This is a genomic window from Pelosinus propionicus DSM 13327 (genome assembly GCF_900114615.1).
In the GTDB taxonomy this organism is placed as follows: Bacteria; Bacillota; Negativicutes; order DSM-13327; family DSM-13327; genus Pelosinus; species Pelosinus propionicus.
In genome coordinates, this window is sequence record NZ_FOTS01000030.1 from 14,390 (window position 1) to 30,209 (window position 15,820).

14 protein-coding genes are annotated in these 15,820 nt (G+C 40.0%); 12 read left to right on the forward strand and 2 right to left on the reverse strand.

Going from position 1 to position 15,820, the window contains the following annotated elements; genetic code table 11:
* Window positions 1-3 precede the first annotated feature (3 nt).
* The 3 genes from xylF to BMZ99_RS15815 all read left to right on the forward strand — a co-directional run bounded on the left by xylF (window position 4) and on the right by BMZ99_RS15815 (window position 3,855).
* Complete coding sequence (gene xylF / locus BMZ99_RS15805) at window positions 4-1,083, forward strand: D-xylose ABC transporter substrate-binding protein (protein ID WP_090939282.1); 1,080 nt, start codon at window positions 4-6, stop codon at window positions 1,081-1,083.
* 61 nt (window positions 1,084-1,144) lie between these two features.
* Complete coding sequence (locus BMZ99_RS15810; RefSeq protein WP_090939285.1) at window positions 1,145-2,686, forward strand: xylose ABC transporter ATP-binding protein; 1,542 nt, start codon at window positions 1,145-1,147, stop codon at window positions 2,684-2,686.
* Window positions 2,671-3,855 carry a sugar ABC transporter permease gene (locus BMZ99_RS15815; protein ID WP_090939288.1) on the forward strand — a complete coding sequence of 395 codons (1,185 nt, stop codon included), beginning with the start codon at window positions 2,671-2,673 and terminating at the stop codon, window positions 3,853-3,855. Before BMZ99_RS15810 ends, BMZ99_RS15815 begins: the two co-directional genes overlap by 16 nt.
* A gap of 133 nt (window positions 3,856-3,988) precedes the next feature.
* On the opposite strand, the gene BMZ99_RS15820 is transcribed toward BMZ99_RS15815, so the two are convergent.
* A complete protein-coding gene (locus tag BMZ99_RS15820; RefSeq protein ID WP_090939291.1) occupies window positions 3,989-5,572 on the reverse strand; it encodes an AsmA family protein in 1,584 nt (527 codons plus the stop codon).
* A gap of 514 nt (window positions 5,573-6,086) precedes the next feature.
* On the opposite strand from BMZ99_RS15820, the gene BMZ99_RS15825 reads away from it, so the two are divergent.
* The 8 genes from BMZ99_RS15825 (at window position 6,087) to BMZ99_RS15860 (ending at window position 13,725) form a co-directional block, all read left to right on the forward strand.
* Entirely contained in the window at window positions 6,087-6,728 is a 642-nt protein-coding gene (locus BMZ99_RS15825) for a TonB family protein (RefSeq protein ID WP_245755007.1), read from the forward strand.
* A 210-nt stretch (window positions 6,729-6,938) separates the two neighbouring features.
* The gene (locus tag BMZ99_RS15830; RefSeq protein WP_090939294.1) at window positions 6,939-8,126 is read left to right on the forward strand and encodes an FTR1 family iron permease; all 1,188 of its coding nucleotides are present in this window, start codon (window positions 6,939-6,941) and stop codon (window positions 8,124-8,126) included.
* Complete coding sequence (locus BMZ99_RS15835) at window positions 8,123-8,677, forward strand: iron transporter (RefSeq protein ID WP_090939296.1); 555 nt, start codon at window positions 8,123-8,125, stop codon at window positions 8,675-8,677. The genes BMZ99_RS15830 and BMZ99_RS15835 overlap by 4 nt, the downstream gene beginning before the upstream one ends.
* 183 nt (window positions 8,678-8,860) lie before the next feature.
* The gene (locus tag BMZ99_RS15840; protein ID WP_090939298.1) at window positions 8,861-10,123 is read left to right on the forward strand and encodes a DUF2318 domain-containing protein; all 1,263 of its coding nucleotides are present in this window, start codon (window positions 8,861-8,863) and stop codon (window positions 10,121-10,123) included.
* Between the two features lie 13 nt (window positions 10,124-10,136).
* Window positions 10,137-11,420: an ABC transporter permease gene (locus tag BMZ99_RS15845; protein ID WP_090939301.1), complete on the forward strand. Its 1,284-nt coding sequence runs from the start codon at window positions 10,137-10,139 to the stop codon at window positions 11,418-11,420.
* Window positions 11,417-12,556 carry an ABC transporter permease gene (locus BMZ99_RS15850; protein ID WP_090939305.1) on the forward strand — a complete coding sequence of 380 codons (1,140 nt, stop codon included), beginning with the start codon at window positions 11,417-11,419 and terminating at the stop codon, window positions 12,554-12,556. The genes BMZ99_RS15845 and BMZ99_RS15850 overlap by 4 nt, the downstream gene beginning before the upstream one ends.
* A 15-nt stretch (window positions 12,557-12,571) precedes the next feature.
* Window positions 12,572-13,261 (forward strand): ABC transporter ATP-binding protein, encoded by a 690-nt coding sequence (locus tag BMZ99_RS15855; RefSeq protein ID WP_090939308.1) that lies wholly within the window; start codon window positions 12,572-12,574, stop codon window positions 13,259-13,261.
* The gene (locus BMZ99_RS15860; RefSeq protein WP_090939311.1) at window positions 13,258-13,725 is read left to right on the forward strand and encodes an FMN-binding protein; all 468 of its coding nucleotides are present in this window, start codon (window positions 13,258-13,260) and stop codon (window positions 13,723-13,725) included. Before BMZ99_RS15855 ends, BMZ99_RS15860 begins: the two co-directional genes overlap by 4 nt.
* 118 nt (window positions 13,726-13,843) lie before the next feature.
* On the opposite strand, the gene BMZ99_RS15865 is transcribed toward BMZ99_RS15860, so the two are convergent.
* The gene (locus BMZ99_RS15865; RefSeq protein WP_090939313.1) at window positions 13,844-14,329 is read right to left on the reverse strand and encodes a hypothetical protein; all 486 of its coding nucleotides are present in this window, start codon (window positions 14,327-14,329) and stop codon (window positions 13,844-13,846) included.
* A 383-nt stretch (window positions 14,330-14,712) separates the two neighbouring features.
* Between BMZ99_RS15865 and BMZ99_RS15870 the strand changes: the two genes are divergently transcribed.
* Window positions 14,713-15,696: a Gfo/Idh/MocA family protein gene (locus BMZ99_RS15870; RefSeq protein ID WP_090939316.1), complete on the forward strand. Its 984-nt coding sequence runs from the start codon at window positions 14,713-14,715 to the stop codon at window positions 15,694-15,696.
* Window positions 15,697-15,820 lie beyond the last annotated feature (124 nt).

Below are 15,820 nucleotides of genomic sequence, written 5' to 3' on the forward strand. Positions count from 1 at the left end.
ATTGTGTTTAAGAAAAATAGTGTAAGATTATTAATTACGGTATTGGTCTGCATTGCTTCTTTATTCATGATGGTCGGATGTACCAAGCAAGAAACGCCAGCTTCCAAAGATTCTTCTCAGAAGAACAAGTCTGTGAAAATTGGTCTTAGTATGGATGATTTACGGCTGGAAAGATGGCAGCATGACAGAGATATGTTTGTTGCCAAAGCCAAAGAACTGGGTGCAGAAGTGGTTGTCCAGTCAGCTAATGGAGACGATCAGACCCAATTTTCACAATGCGAGAATTTAATATCTCAAGGAGTAGATATCTTAGTCATTATTCCGCACAATGGGGATGTTCTGGCGCCTATTATTGAACAGGCTCATAAGGCTGGCATTAAAGTGCTAAGTTATGACCGCCTAATTACAAAGTCTGATGTAGATTACTATATTTCTTTTGACAATGTAAAGGTCGGTGAATTGCAGGCTAAAGCGATTACTGAGCTGGTACCAAAAGGCAAATATTTTTTAATGGGCGGTTCTCCTGTTGACAATAATGCAAAACTTTTTCGTGAGGGTCAAATGAATATTCTCAAACCATTCATCGCTAAAGGAGATATCCTGATCATTGGTGATCAGTGGGTAAAAGATTGGCTGCCGGAAGAAGCTCTTAAGATCATGGAGAATGCATTGACGGCTAACAATAATAAGATTGATGCTGTGGTGGCTTCTAATGACAGTACTGCTGGCGGTGCTGTGCAGGCTCTAGGTGCACAAAATTTAGCAGGGAAAGTGCCTATATCCGGACAGGATGCTGAATTGGCTAGCTGCCAGAGAATCGTAGAAGGAACACAGACCATGACCGTCTACAAACCTATTAAACTTCTAGCACCTTCAGCAGCGGAAATTGCGGTGAAAATTGTCAAAGGAGATCAGATCAAAACAGATGGCGTAGTCAATAACGGCAGTAAAGATGTTCCCTCTATTCTCTTGACGCCTATAGCTGTCGATGCCAAAAATATGGCAGATACGGTTATTAAAGACGCTTATAATAAATTGGAGGATGTATACAAAAACGTTCCTAAAGACAAATGGCCTAAGTAATCACTCAAATTGCAGGTGGGGCTGTATCCCACCTGCTCAATTTAAATATGAGGGGATAAAAATGGACGATTTGATTTTAGAGATGAAGGGAATTATCAAAGAATTTTCGGGTGTTAGAGCGCTAAATGAGGTATCTTTTGCTGTAAAAAAGGGTGAGATACATGCTTTATGTGGTGAAAATGGTGCCGGTAAATCGACATTAATGAAAATATTGAGCGGTGTGTACCCCCACGGCTCTTATCAGGGTGATATTATTTTTGATCAGGAAAAGATGATAATTCGTAACATAGCTGATGCGGAAAGAGCCGGTATTGCAATCATTCATCAAGAATTGGCTTTATTTAAGGAACTTCCCGTATATGAAAATATTTTTATTGGTAACGAAATTAGCTCTTACGGGCGCATTCATATACCGGCAATGCTGTCAAAAACGCAAGAACTTTTAAGTGAAATGAGGCTGGATGTCAATCCTTACACACTGATAAAACAATTGGGAACAGGGCAGCAGCAATTGATTGAAATTGTCAAAGCGTTAGCGAAAAATGCTACTTTGCTTATTTTAGATGAGCCTACCGCTTCCTTATCCGAGGGAGAAGTAGAGATTCTCATGGATATTTTGGGACGCTTGAAGGTTAAGGGTGTTACTTGTATTTACATATCGCATAAATTAGATGAGGTCCTCCAGCTAGCGGATACAGTGACCGTTATTCGTGATGGACGTTCAATAGGTTCTAAAGCAGCTTCTACGCTAACGAAGGAAAAGATTGTAGAAATGATGGTAGGGCGGGAAATTACTGATTTATATCCCAAGGAGGTACACAGTACAGAGCAAGAGATTTTTGCGGTTAGAAATTATACGGTTTATGATGTAAGTGATCCAAGTAGAAAGTTAGTCGATAATGCTAATTTTTCTTTAAAACGAGGTGAAATTTTAGGATTTGCCGGTTTGGTAGGTGCCGGCCGTACGGAACTAGTATCATCAATCTATGGTTTTTATGATGGAAAATGTGATGGTGAGGTTTATTTGGAAGGGAATCGTTTATCCATTCACCATCCTAATGATTCATTGCAGCAAGGCATTGCCATGCTGCCTGAAGATCGTAAGCGCCATGGTATCATTGAGATCATGTCTGTTAGGGAAAATATGACACTGGCTACTATTGAGAAATATCGGTTGGCTATGGATCGTATTGATGATGGTCAGGAACTAAGCGATGTAAACGATTATATGGCAAAGCTAAAGATAAAAACATCCGGCCTGGATACTTGTATTAAAAACCTAAGTGGCGGTAATCAGCAAAAGGTTGTGCTGGCAAAATATTTGCTGCGTAAATTGAAAGTACTGATCTTGGATGAGCCAACCCGCGGCATTGATGTTGGTGCAAAATATGAAATTTATAACCTGATGAACCGATTGGCTGCAGATGGCATTGGTATTATTATGATCTCTTCGGATTTGCCGGAAGTCCTGGGAATATCTGATCGAATACTGGTCATGAATGAAGGGCGGATAAAAGGTGAATTTTTGAACCATGAAAATTTGGATCAGGAACAAATAATGCATTGTGCTGTAGGAGGGGTTACTGCGTGGCAGCGGAGCTGAAGAAAAAGGCAGTTGGGATGAGCAGTGAAAAAAAAATATCCTTTACGTCCATGTTTCATTTTGACGTAAAGACATATACTATGATTTTAGCATTAGTGTCGATTTGGGTTATATTTAGCATGACGACAAACGGAGATTTTCTAACCTCTAGAAACTTGTCTAACTTATTTCGGCAAATGTCCATTACGGGTATTTTATCTATCGGTATGGTTTTTATTATCATTGCTGGACATATTGATCTGTCCGTTGGGTCGCTTATGGGACTATTAGGAGGTATTACAGCCGTTCTTAATGTCTGGCTCAAAATGGATGGAATTTTAGCGATTGGGATTACTCTCATCCTTGGTTTGTTAATTGGTATTTTTAATGGCTGGCTAATTGCTTACAAAAAAATACCAGCGTTTATTGTCACTCTAGGAGGCATGCTGGTATTTAGAGGTATATTAGTAGGTATGACGAAAGGAACTACCGTTGCGTCTCTTGATCCAAGTATTCGCTTTGCGGGGAATGCATATCTAGCTAATGAAATTGGATTTTTATTAGGTATAATCGCAGTTGCCGTTCTTATTTATAACGCTCTTTCCGTTCGAAAACTTCATGCTCAATACGGTTTGGCAATTCCGCCAATGTCTGCTGAAATAGTAAAAATTGTTTTTTCCGCCGTAATAATTGGTATACTTGTTACTATTCTTAACTCTTACCAAGGGTTCCCCGTGCCAGTACTCATTCTGGCAATCATGGCTGTGGCCTTTTCTTACGTTTTGACTAAAACCGTATTTGGCCGCCGAGTGTATGCAATTGGCGGCAATGCAGAGGCGGCTAAATTATCGGGTGTCAATGTTACGAAAATGACATTGAGTATATTTGCCATTAATGGTTTATTGGTTTCCATTGCCGGAATACTGCTTTGTTCTCGCTTGAATGCAGCTTCGGTAGCAGCTGGGCAAAATGCTGAAATGGATGCTATTGCGGCTTGTGTCATTGGGGGAGCCAGTCTAATGGGCGGTGTAGGCAGCGTCGGTGGTGCGATTGTTGGTGCGCTGGTAATGGCAAGCCTAGATAATGGCATGAGTATGTTAAATATCGAAACCTTTTGGCAGTTTATTGTGAAAGGGTCGATATTGATACTAGCTGTTTGGGTAGATATTGCTACAAAAAATAAGCGGTAGCGTATGAAGCAAAGAATGATACGAAGTAACGTATAAATGGCAGCGGGAATGTTGAACAAGAGAGCACAGAGGACACTGTGGGAGGGCTTTATCTATCTCTTCTCAGCATTTTCTGTGCTCTCTGGCCTTAAACTCAGCGCATTAGTTTTTCGAGGAGTTTATTCGTTACCGCTTGCTTTAGTTCTTCCTTGGAAACAGGAATATCCTGTTGTTTCAGTCTTTCTAACGCTTCTTGGCTAAGCTGTTCGGGATAGATAGTTCCATAAGCCGTTTGAATTGCAATTCCAGAAATATCCGTAGTCGTTCCTTTCTTTACAAATAAGCCTGTCATCTTCTGAAAGGCGATGCCGTAGGTTTTGCCATCGTAGATACTAAAGTTTCCTCTAGTAACTGCCGTATCACCTTTACCGCTGACGTGACCGTTAAAAGCGAGAGGACCTTGAACATCTTTATCTGTTAATTGTGAACTAGTAAGGCCTTGTCCGTTTACATCTAGTTCATAACTTTGATCTTCTGTCATTACCGTTCCACTAGCAGCTATATTTCCCTGATAGACTGTGCCTTGTACCTGCTGCAGCAATACTTTAGCGTCAGTATAACGAAAGTTTCCTGTAATGCCGTTGACTGCCATACTGCTGAAACTAATCTGAGGTAGGCTGAAATTGCCTGTGATTTGCGGTTGTGCAACGGATCCGGCAATTTGCACTTGCAAGGCTAGCGGACGCATTGCAGTTATTCCCGAGACAAAAGCGGCGGGATCAGCATCCGGTAAAGTCAAAGAAAAATCAAGGACGGCCATACCATCAACCCAGGAAATAGTGCCTTGACCTTGTGCCGGCTGACCAGAAATCAATAGGCTTACATCTTCGAAACGCATTCCTGTTTCATTACTGCTGAACTTTCCATGGCCTTGTTGAATTCCCACTTTACCATTTAATTTCAGATCAGAAAAACTGCCTTCTGCCTGATAGTGGAGGGTTCCTTTAGTGTCCTGTTTTACGGTAATCTGTAATGGCTGTATTGTGCCTGCTTCCAGAGAATAGGATGTATCGGCAAAAAGCTCTTTAAATTTAACTACATCAAGAGTATCAATTTGGATGTTAAAATCTCCGGGAAGGTTTTCTCCCCACTGTCCATTTACGTTTACTTGGCTTTGATCCGCTTTGCCTTTTAGAGAAATTGTCATTTCTGGGCTGTTCTGCCAGTCAATGATACCCGTTGCATTTTCTAATACCTGAGAAAATAAGGCCGTTTCAATATGTATTTTTCCGTCTTCTAACTCAACTTTACTGCGAAAGGACGTTGACTCATCTTGTTCCTTTTTTAATAAATCATCCCAGTTAAAATGGTTATTCGCTTGTTTGAGCCATAGTTCCCCACGTTCTAATGTTACTGTTTCAATTTTAGGAAGTCCTAGGCTGCCTCCGGTCAAGTCAGACCAGCGATATTGCATTTTGATGACTGGTACCTGGGCTAAAAGAACACCCTGTTGATCATAGAGAGAGACATCTTGAATTTTTATACGCCCAGACAATGACAAATCGACGCTTCCTACAGTCAACTGCCCGTTGAGTTGCTGGCTGACTCGCAAAAGAAGGGTGTCTTGTATATCCTGCCTAATTTTAACCGCAAATACCTGCCAAAGAACAAGCAATGTGCAAATTATACTTAGTGTGATGAATGTGAGTCGCTTATGTGATGCTATCCAATCTTTCATGTAGCCCCCTTCGGCGTTATGTTTGCCTTTTTAATGAAATATCATAAAATTTTAATTCTTGTTTTTTCCCCATAATCCTTTTTCCTTCTTATTACAGAAGGCGGAATAACTAAGAGCGTTTGAAAAGGATGGAAAATAACAAATCCTCTAAAGAGTGCAAAGAGAGGTATTAAAGGTAAGAAGTCTGTGGACTAGCAGGTAATGAGGAGGTATGATGCTATAGGAATATCATCCTATTATTTCTAGAAAATAAAAATAACGTTACATGTTAAAAAAACAAAATAAAATCAAAAAAATAGTAGGAAGGTATTTACAATAAGAAGAGAGTATCATAATATTAAAGATAACAATTTTCATTTTCAATACAATGAAAATACAAAAGGTTATAATTGCGAGATTTATAAATCGGGATTAAATTCAATGTTAAATGAACTTGATTATCATTATAAAAATAAAAAAATTCCGTTATGATATGTATTTATGACTAAACGGAAAGTGAGGTATAAATTTGATAATGTCTTATAAGAGTAGTTGGAATAAAGCAATTGCTTTATCTATTTTTTTACATATCTTTCTTTGGGTAACAACGGGTTATTTGGCTTTTCGAGAGCAAGATGTTCCTTTTGCTGATGAAAAGGTGATGGAATTAAGTTTAATCGATGTCCCTGGTGATGATACGGCAGAGGCGGAGCCGCAGATTGCAGCAGCAGCGCCTCTGCCGGAGATTCCGATTGAACCGGAGATTCCTCCAGAGCCCCAGCCTCCAATTGTTGAAGATGATATAGCAGAAAAAGTAGTAGAACCTATCAAGATACCAGATGCGAAAGAAGGGGCTGTTATTTCGCCTGATCAAGCAAATTCAGGTGGAAAAAAAACTGGATTTGGAACACCGCCAATTGTATTAGTTAAAGTTGATCCTGTGAATCCTCCAGAGATGAAAGAAGTTGGACGTAAGGTTAATGTTGTGCTGCGCATGCAGATTTTAAAGAATGGATTGCCAGGCAAAGTGGCAATCGCAGTTCCGTCTGGCTATAAAAGTATTAATGACGCTGCAATCGCCGCAGCTAAGAAATGGAAATTTGAACCTGCAAAAGATAATGAAGGAAAGCCAATCGTTTGTCTTACCATATTAACAATTCCCTTTGCAATAGAATAGTGACTTTACGAAAATCCACATCTTGACAATACGTATATTTAGCAGTATTATTTTCAAGTGAGAATGATTATATATATCATCGTTGAAAATATTTCCATATTTCGTATTTGAGATCGCTAAACTTTAATTCATTGTAGAATGTTTCATTTTATTAAATGATAATGGATTTTATTATCGACTAATAAAATGATGATAGAAGGAGGTGAAAATATGCGTAAATGGTTACTCGTTGTTATTATGGCATTTATAGTAGTTAGTCAGGGAATGGTTTTTGCAGCACCTAAGTGGGATGCTGTCGTTGATAAAATAGAAAAAACGATGGATCAGTCTCTAACCGTATATAAAAGTGGAGACACAGCTGGGGCGAAAAAAATAGTAAATGATGCGTATTATGGGATGTATGAAAAAGATGGCTTGGAGAAGGCAGTAAATTCAACTGTTTCCGCTAAAAGGGCCAACTTAACGGAATATAAGTTCAGCACTATTAAAAAATTAATGACCAATCAAGCGCCTGAAGCAGATGTCAAAAAGCAGATGAAAGAGCTAATTGGGATGATGCGTGAAGACATTGCTCAAATGGACGGCGGTGGTAAACAAAGCAGTTCTATGGCAACTTTTTGGCCAGCCTTTCTGATCATGGTTCGTGAAGGCGCGGAAGCAATTTTGGTTATTGGTGCTATTATTGCTTATCTGATTAAGTCTGGAAATAGTGAAAAAACACAAGTCATTTATAATTACTCTGGAGCTGCTATCGTAGCGAGTTTTTTAACAGCTATTTTATTCCGCTCTGTGATTAATCTCAGTGGTGCCAGCCAAGAAATTATGGAAGGTATGACGATGCTGGTAGCGGTGTTTGTACTTTTGTCTGTTGGACATTGGATGAGCAGTAAGTCGGATGAAAAATCATGGGGCAATTATATTGAAGGCAAGGTTCAAAGTTCTTTGACCAAAAACAACACTTTTTCCTTGGGAGTTGCTGCTTTTTTAGCTGTATATCGTGAGGGGGCTGAAGTCGTTTTGTTTTATCAGGCATTATTTAATGATGCCGGTGATGATATGCAAATGATTTGGTTAGGATTTGGTGCAGGATGTCTTGCTTTAGTAGTAATTTTTGCAGTGGTCCGCTATGGTAGTGTGAGAATTCCATTGAAACCTTTTTTTCAGGGAACTAGTATTTTAATGTTTATTTTAGCAATTAGTTTTGCTGGTGGTGGAGTGAAAGAACTACAGGAAGGAGGTTTAATTGGGGTTACGCTTCTTGAGGGGATGCCCATGTTTGATCTTTTGGGAATCTATCCGACTGTAGAGACTCTATTACCACAACTCTTTCTTATATTAATGGTTGCTGGAAATGTCATGTATCAAAAAAGAAAAAAAATTAGGGAGGTCGTATCATGAATTTGAAAAAGTTTTTATCAATGACTTTTGTTAGCTTAGCAGTATTGGTGTTAACAGTAGGACAATCTTTTGCAGCTGGGTTCCAGGAATATCCTATCGGTGATGATATCGAAGTACCGGAAGCAGGGTTTAAAGTGGCTCTAGTTTATTTTCAGCCAGTAGCAATGGAACCAGCAGGTATGGGATTGACTCCTGATAAGTCAGATATTCATCTGGAAACAGATATTGCTGCTATTGAAGGAAATAATACCGGTTATGGCGTTGCTGAATTTATTCCTAACTTAACTGTACATTATAAATTAACTAAAAAGAGCACTGGCGAAGTGATTGAAGGTACTCTTATGCCGATGAATGCTAGTGATGGACCACATTATGGTGCAAACATCAAAATGAAGGGTGCCGGTACATACGATGCAGCCTTTACAATTGAGAGTCCAAATCGCCAAAATTACTTGCTGCATGTGGATAAAGAAACAGGTGTTGAAGGACGTTTCTGGACCAAACCAGTAGTTCTACATTGGGATTTCGATTATATTCCTAGAAGTTGGTAAATAAAAGACTAGCGGTCCGGGATGATTTCCCGGACCGTTTTATAGTTTAAGAATTTCATGGTCTTCCTATTTTTGCACACAGAGAAAATATTCTAGGGTGTGCTTTGTCACTTTATAGTTACAAGGAATGCTAAAGCTATTCTTTTTAGTCTGTTTAGAAAACTAAAATGAAAGGAGAAAAATATGCTGCAAAGTATACTGCAAAACATGATCCCGGCTATGCAAAATTTAGCCATTGCTTTTATCCCCTTAGCCATGCTGTTGGCTTTGGCTAGTAAAGATGAGACGGGAACTTTTAAAAAGTTGGTTAGGCGCGGGATCTTTTGGGGAATCATGGGGGCCGCTTTTATCGCAACTGTCAAGTTAGGCACAAAAGCCGTAAAACGGGAAGTGTATGAAGGTTTAGTTCTTGTGCTGGGGCTAATTGGCGAAATGTCACTGCTGAGCTTTCTTTGGTGGAATGTTAGACAAGGGATTTCTGTTGATAAATATAAGTTGGCAGGTAGTGCTTCTTGTATTGTTGCTGCTGCCCTGCTGCTGTATCATGGATTGGATTTTATTCTTTTTCCGATTGAGATGATTACCTTTACAAATGAGATAATCAGCTTAGAGTTCCTTATGAAAATGATTGGATTTTTATTAGGAGGGCTTTTGACCTGGTTGACTGGACTGGCAATTGTCCGGGCTGCAAGTCTTTTGTCTGCCCAGAAGATTATTGCTATTTTTGCGGCACAACTTTTAGTGGTTATGGCAAAGCAAGCTCTTATTGTCGTCCAAATCATGGCCGTAAGAAAAATCTTCTTGACCACGAAACAAATGACACCGATTATAGGGCCCTTAATTAATCATCAGGTTTGGTTCTTATATGCACTGCTTACAGTTACATTGCTTTTGACAGCGGTGTTGATTTTGCAGCGCAAGCCGGAGAAGCCTATGGGGCTTAATCCTGCTCAATATAGAAAAATACTAATGCAGACTCGCAAAAAGATGCGCTGGAGCGGAGCATTAGCTTTAGGTGTATGTACCATGTTTCTGCTTTCAACCGTTGGTATGGCTTATGCCGATGAAAAAGTTGAAATTGTTCCGGCTGTAGCGGTAGTCGCCGAAGGTGAGCAAGTCCGTATTCCCTTGGAAAAAGTTGATGATGGCCATTTGCACCGCTTTTCTTATCGTTCATCAACAGGTGAAATCGTACGGTTTATCGTGATCAAAAAGAGTGGTTCGGCGTACGGTGTTGGATTGGATGCTTGTGAAATTTGCGGACCAACAGGTTATTTTGAACGGGATAATCAGGTGATTTGCATGTTATGCGATGTTGTAATGAATACAGCAACTATTGGTTTTAAAGGCGGGTGTAATCCAATTCCGCTGGCATACAAGGTAAGTGAAGGAAAAATGATCGTACCTTTAGAGGCTTTAGAGCAAGAAAAGGGACGATTTAAGTAAAGGAGGATGTATCATGTTTTGGGAGATGCTGAAAGGAGCTCTTGTTAGGCAGAGCCGAAAAATGTTCATGGTAGCTCTTACCATAGCATTGGGCGTTTCGTTGACAACAGCCATGCTGAATGTAATGCTTGATGTAGGCGATAAGGTAAATCGGGAACTGAAAGCGTATGGAGCAAACATTACAGTGATTCCTCGGGCAGCATCAGTCTTACGCGATGTTTATGGAATAGAAGCCAGCTCTGGAAAAACAGGGCAGTATCTGCAGGAAGCTGATGTTGGTAAGTTAAAAACAATTTTTTGGGCTAATAATATTGTTGCATTTTCTCCTTTACTCGAAACCAAGGCTACCGTTGGTTCTGATGACATAACCGTAGTAGGTACCTGGTTTAATCGACAATTGGAACTGCCTACGGGGGAAGTTGTGGCAACAGGGATCAAAGAGCTGAAATCCTGGTGGACAGTTGAGGGGAATTGGATTAATGATGCTGACATTAAGGGAGCAATGGTTGGGTCTACTTTAGCTCGGAAATTAAATCTTCGTATCGGTGATTCAGTCGAGGTTGCCTTGCCTGGAGGTGTTCAGCGAGAGACTTTAACTGTGCAAGGTATTTTTAATAGCGGTGGTGCTGAAGATGATCAAATCTTTGTGACCCTGCCTTTTGTCCAGCAAGGACTAAATCTGCCAGGTAAAATTGGCAAAATAGAAGTAAGCGCTATCACAACACCAGAAAATGAATTAGCCCGCAAAGCTGCCCATGATCCCAAAAGTCTTTCATTGAAAGAATGGGAAACCTGGTATTGTACAGCTTATGTAAGCTCAATTGCTTATCAAATTGAAGAAGCCGTTGGCGATTCTCGTGCCAAGCCAGTACGACAGGTAGCTGAATCAGAGGGAACCATTCTGCAAAAGACTCAGCTGTTAATGCTGCTGATCACAGGGCTTAGCTTAGCTGGATCAGCCCTCGGAATCTCCAATCTTTTAATGGCTAATATTATGGAACGCAGTCGGGAGTTTGGTTTGCTGAAAGCACTTGGTGCAACAGATCGAGATGTTTTATTGCTAACTCTCACGGAAATTATGACGACTGGCTTATTTGGTGGTATTGCTGGCTATTTCTTAGGCTTAGGATTTGCCCAAATTATTGGTCATAATGTATTTGGCACAGCAGTTGCAATTAATGCGATGGTTATTCCTTGGGTCATTATTTCAGTAATTCTGATTACTTTGGTCGGTAGCCTTCCGGCTATGCGAATGCTTTTATCGCTGCGTCCGGCAGCAGTACTTCATGGCAGGTGACAAAGATGACAAAATATTCAATGTACACGAAGATGATATGGAACGCCTTACTTCGTCGGCGATCTCGCATGTTGATTGCGTTATTGGCTGTAGCAATTGGCGCGACGGTTGTATCTGGTCTTGTTACTATTTATTACGATGTTCCTAGGCAAATGGGCAGGGAGTTTCGCTCCTATGGTGCTAATTTATTGTTAACACCTGCTGGTGATCAGCAAGTGATGATGCAAAACCTGGTTGCCAATGCAACTGCGCTTTTGCCGTCCGATAAGCTAATTGGCATTGCACCGTATTTGTATGACCGAATTAAACTGAATGAGCAGCCTTTTCTAGTTGCAGGTACGAGTTTCCAGGCGGTAAAGAAAGTAAGTCCATATTGGCAGATTCGTGGTGAGTGGCCAGCAGATCAGTCTGAAGATATCGTGATTGGTGCGGAAGTGGCAGAACGATTAGAAATTGAGCCGGGGCAGCAAGTGACTCTGGCTGTAGCTGGCAGCGAAGCTGAGAAAAAGGTGAAAGTTGCTGGTATTCTGCGAACAGGAGGATCGGAAGAAAATTTTATTTTTCTTGATCTTACCTTGCTTCAACAAATGTTAAAGAAGGAAGGTGTGATTAGCATTGCTCAGGTCAGTATTACGGCTAATGAGACAGAGCTAAACACTCTAACACAGCAAATTGGGGAGAAGGTTCCCGGTATGGAGCCGCGCCTAGTGAAACAAGTGACTCAATCGGAACAGACCGTTCTTGGAAAACTGCAAGCGCTGGTTTATTTAGTAACAATTGTAGTATTGCTGCTTACTTTAATTTGCGTAGCTACAACGATGATGGCAGTTGTTACAGAGCGCCGTAAAGAGATTGGTTTGAAGAAAGCACTGGGGGCGGAAAATCGCAGTATTATCTTTGAGTTTTTAGGGGAAGGTTTAGCATTAGGAGCCTTAGGCGGCCTGCTGGGGACTGTGTTAGGATTCTTTTTTGCTCAAGCGGTAAGTGTCAACGTTTTTGGCAGGATGATTTCATTTCAGCCATTGATTGCGCTTTTAGCATTGGTTGTTTCTATAGCAGTTACTGGATTAGCATGCCTAGTCCCAGTAAAAATTGCAACGGAAGTTGAACCAGCGATTGTACTTAGAGGCGAGTAGAGGAGGTTAATGGATATGAGTTTACTAGAATTGCATGATGTATCGATGATTTATGGGAGTGTGAAAGCTCTTCAAGGAATTGATTTAACAGTAGAAAAAGGCGAATGGCTGGCACTGATGGGACCATCCGGGTCTGGTAAAACGACCCTAATGAATATAATCGGTTGTATGGATAAAGCGTCAACGGGATCTATTGTTTTAGATGGTGTAGACTTTACCGATGTTACTGCAGGGAACTTGACAATGCTCAGGAGAGATAAAATTGGACTGGTGTTTCAGCAGTTTCATCTGATTCCTTATTTAACAGCAGTAGAAAATTTAATGGTAGCTCAATATTATCACAGTATGCCTGACGAACAAGAAGCGTTATTGGCTTTAGAGCGAGTAGGACTTAAAGAAAGGGCTCGTCATTTGCCTAGTCAGCTTTCCGGCGGCGAACAGCAAAGGGTATGTATTGCTCGCGCTCTAATTAACTATCCTATGTTGATTCTAGCTGATGAACCAACGGGTAATTTGGATGAAACCAATGCCAAACTTGTATTAGAATTCTTTCAGCAGCTTCATCGTGAAGGGCACACCATTATTATGGTTACTCATGATCCGAAAGTTGCCGAGCTGGCTGAACGGTGCATCGTCTTGGAGCATGGCCGCATAGCAAATCGGAAGGATCGTAGAATTGTGTGCAGGGAGGAAGAAGTTTCATGAAAAAAAGATGGTTGTCCATAGCAGCAGCAGGTGCCTTAGTTGGCCTTCTCCTTGCTGGCTGCAGTAGTCAAAAAGCAAATAATGTGCACAGTGACAGTAATCATAGTGAGCATAACCACAGTTATAAGGATGGCACCTATACGGCTAAAAGCAGCCCTGATGAGCGAGGAGCAGTAGGTGAAATAACTCTTACGATTCAACAGGGAAAAATCGCCAAGGCCGACTATCGAGGAATTCAAAAAGATGGTAAGGTTAAGGATATAGATTACGGAAAGACAAGCGGGAAAATTGAAAATCCTGAATTCTATCAAAAAGCGCAGCAAGGAGTAAAAGGGGCAGCGACCTATGGACCTAAGCTGATCGAAACGCAAAATGTGGATCGTGTAGATTCTATTTCCGGGGCAACTGTTTCTCATAAGCAATTTATTGAAGCTGTAAAAATAGCATTAGATCAGGCAAAATGAGTACTCTATTTAATAAAATAAGCGGAGAAAATCGTTTTACGATTTTCTCCGCTTATTTTATTTGATGAAAGTAACCTCATCTGCTATTGCAGGCAACAGCAGATGGGAAATGTTTTTATTATTGAACTGTTACCCAGAGTTCACTAGCTCGTTTTATTTCTGTGGTGTTGGGAATTATGGTAAGTTTACCTTTGCCTGGAGCTATAGCTGTAAATATAGCTTTACCCGTCTCTGGACCACCTGTTTCTTGTTTTAGTATATCTCCAAAGAAGTATTCACCTGATGAGGTAAATCGTGTATTCTGAGTAAGACCTGGTGCTGGTTCAAGGATTAATTTTTGCCCTACCTTTAACATTAAATTATTAGCAGATAACTGTACTTTTTCATTATCATTGTAGTTATAGACAACCTTAATATCTTTCAGGTCGTTTACTGGTTTTGTAGGAGATGGTGGCGTTGTTGGAGCTGCAGGAGTCGTTGGAGAGGGAGTGGGATCAACAGGAGTAACTGGGTTAAGATTTGTGCATCCTCCCAGAAAAAATGCCGCTGATAGGAATAAGCCTATAGTAAGATTGATCCATTTTCGATCTTGCATACTTTTCATAAGAACCTCCCATTGTCATTACAGTAGATTATCTATAGATTTTCCTAAGATGATAAAAATATGCAAATTTTTTAAGAGTATTTGATGTTTTAAGAAGGTGATTTGAATAGCGGGTATTATAATGATATTACTATTAAATTGCTTAAATTAAAATTTTGACTTCTATATAAAACAGGCAGGGGATTAGAAATGAAGGAAGAATGTATATTAATGTAGGTATTTAACAGCTTGGCACAAATCAAATCTTTTCTTAAATAAGTGGAGAAAGTATAAAATTCCAACATTTCTGTCATTGCGAACAGAGTGAAGCAATCCTTTTTTAGAGATTGCTTCACTCTGTTCGCAATGACAAAAGAAGATGCGGTATCAGAAGGAGGATAATTATGGTTCGCTTTGGTGTAGTAGGTACGAGTCGAATTGTTGATGAATTCATTCGGTGTGCTAAGCTGCATAGTGAATTTTCCTTGAATGCTGTTTATTCCAGAACAAAAGAGCAGGGGCGAATTTTCGCAGAACGTCATGGGATAAAAAATCGATTTATTAGTTTAGAGGAGATGGCCCAGAGCGATCAGATTGACGCAGTATACATAGCGAGTCCTAATTCGTTACATGCTGAGCAGGCTGTACTATTCATGTATTATGGCAAGCATGTTCTTTGTGAAAAACCCATTGCGTCTAACCGCAGGGAATTATCCATGATGGTAGAGTCTGCAAGGCATCATCAGGTATTATTAATGGAGGCAATGAAAAGCACTTTTTTGCCAAATTTTCAGGCTGTTAAACAAAATCTCCATAAAATCGGTGCAGTGAGAAAATTCTTCTCAAACTTTTGTCAATATTCATCCAGATATGATGCCTATAAAATGGGAGAAATACCAAATGCTTTTAATCCTGTGCTATCGAATGGATCGATCATGGATATTGGTGTTTACTGTATTTATCCTGCTATCTATCTTTTCGGCAAGCCAAAGAAGGTAATAGCGAATGGGATACTGTTAGACTCTGGTGTTGATGGTGCAGGCAGTATTGTTCTTCATTATTCTGATAAGGAAGTTATCATATCTCATTCGAAGATTACCAATTCCCAAGTCAGCAATGAAATACAGGGAGAAGAAGGCAGCATTGTAATTGATAAAATATCGACACCCAAAATGGTAAAGATCTTTTATAACAACGGCTCAAGTGAGGATATTGGACAAGAACAGTGCAATGATTTTATGTATTATGAGGTAAAAGAATTTATCCATTTAATAAACAAACATAAAATAGAGTCAAATATTAATTCCTTGCAGCTATCCTTAGATGTAATGGAAGTCATAGATGAGTGCAGAAAGCAAATCGGCATCGCCTTTCCAGCAGATATGTAGAAATATAGGTATGGCTAAATACAATTGCAGCGTTATTTGCTAAAAATGGCGAATACATTGGTTTTTGGCGTATGTCTTGCCTTTACAGTTTTACATATTTCATATATATTATGTCTTATACCCT